The organism is Arthrobacter sp. 260 (assembly GCF_013116745.1).
In the GTDB taxonomy this organism is placed as follows: domain Bacteria; phylum Actinomycetota; class Actinomycetes; order Actinomycetales; family Micrococcaceae; genus Arthrobacter_D.
On sequence record NZ_JABFOE010000116.1, the window covers coordinates 1 to 234 of the forward strand.

Sequence of the window (234 nt, forward strand, 5' to 3'; positions counted from 1 at the left end):
GTAGAAGTTATTGCTCCTGTTATATCTAATCCTATAGAACTTACTTCCACTCTTTTAGTGCCTCCCGTAGTAATATCTACTTTATTAGCTCCTCCACTATAAACACCAGTATCTGTATCTCCTGTAAATGTAATACTAGGAGCAGCTGCTGTTCCTGCATCTACAGTAATATCTGTCAATGTTGAAGTACTAGCTACATCTTCAATATATGTTCTTAAATCTAATGTATTTTGC

1 protein-coding gene is annotated in these 234 nt (G+C 35.0%); it reads right to left on the minus strand.

Annotation, left to right across the window (positions count from 1 at the left end; translation table 11 throughout):
* Positions 1–234: hypothetical protein (locus tag HMI57_RS18550; RefSeq protein WP_216607722.1), on the minus strand; the 234-nt coding region annotated here is incomplete at both ends.